General features: G+C 75.7%; 1 protein-coding gene. It reads left to right on the top strand.

Going from position 1 to position 1,459, the window contains the following annotated elements; genetic code table 11:
- Positions 1 to 1,379, top strand: a 1,379-nt coding sequence (locus tag B7767_RS33770; protein ID WP_143652769.1) for a SpoIIE family protein phosphatase, incomplete at its 5' end; no start/stop codon positions are given.
- Positions 1,380 to 1,459: the final 80 nt, after the last annotated feature.

Below are 1,459 nucleotides of genomic sequence, written 5' to 3' on the forward strand. Positions count from 1 at the left end.
CCCCGCCCGCGCGGGCGCTGCGCGAGTGCGAGGCGGTGCTCGCCCGCGCCGGCGAGCCGGACTTCGACCGGTGGGTGGCCGAACGCGGGGTCCCCGCCCCGGCCCACCGCGTCCACTCGCTGCTGGCCGTGCCGCTGCGCGCCCGCGGCACCACCCTCGGCGTCGTGGTGGCCGTCCGCAACGTCCACCCCGAGGAGTACGCCGACGACGACGCCGCGCTCGCCGAGGAACTCGCCAGCCGTGCCGCCGTCTGCGTCGACAACGCCCGCCGCTTCGCCCGCGAACGCGCCACCGCGCTGGCCCTCCAGCACAGCCTGCTGCCGAAAGGACTGCCCGGACAGTCCGCCGTCGAGGTCGCCCACCGCTATCTGCCCTCCGCGTCGGCGGCCGGCATCGGCGGCGACTGGTTCGACGTCATCCCGCTGGCCGGCAGCCGGGTCGCCCTGGTCGTGGGTGACGTCGTCGGCCACGGCATCCCCTCCACGGCCACCATGGGCCGGCTGTGCACCGCCGTGCGCACCCTCGCCGACGTGGACCTCCCGCCCGACGAGCTCCTCACCCACCTCGACGACCTGGTCATCCATCTCGCCGACGACGGCGAGGACGTCGCCGAGCTGGGCTCCACCTGCCTGTACGCCGTCTACGACCCCGTCTCCCGCCATCTGACCGTGGCCGCCGCCGGACACCCCGCGCCCGCCCTCGTGCTGCCCGACGGGACGGCCCGGCTCATCCGCGTGAACGCCGGTCCCCCGCTGGGCGTCGGAGGGCTGCCGTTCGAGGCGACGGAGCTCCGGCTGCCCGAGGGCTCCGTCGTCGCGCTCTACACCGACGGCCTGATCGAGGACCGCGACCGTGACATCGACCGCGCCACCGACGAGCTGTGCCGCGCCCTGGCGGTACCCGTCGACTCGCTGGAGTCCCTGTGCGACGGCGTGCTGAAGGACGTACTGCCCGAGGAACCCGGCGACGACGTGGCGCTGCTCCTGGCCCGCACCCGGGTCCTGGGCGCCGATCAGGTCGTCACGAGGGACGTGCCGCCGGACCCGGAGGAGGTGGCCGCCGCCCGGGAGTGGGCCGGCGAACGGCTGGCCGCGTGGGGGCTGGACGAGATCGCCTTCGTCACCGAACTCGTCGTCAGCGAACTGGTCACCAACGCCATCCGGTACGGCGTGCCGCCCGTCCAGCTACGGCTGATCCGCGACCGCACCCTGATCTGCGAGGTCGCCGACGCCAGCTCCACCTCACCGCATCTGCGCCGCGCCCACGCCTACGACGAGGGCGGACGCGGGCTGCTGCTGGTGGCCCAGCTCACCCAGCGCTGGGGCAGCCGGCAGACGGACGGCGGCAAGACGATCTGGGCGGAGCAGCCGCTGCCGTGAACCGCCGCGCGGTCCCCGCGGCGACCCGGGCGGGGGTCCGGGACCGCCGCGGACCGAAGGCGCCGCGGCCCCCGGCAGCC

This window comes from Streptomyces sp. 13-12-16 (genome assembly GCF_002114215.1).
Taxonomy (GTDB): domain Bacteria; phylum Actinomycetota; class Actinomycetes; order Streptomycetales; family Streptomycetaceae; genus Streptomyces.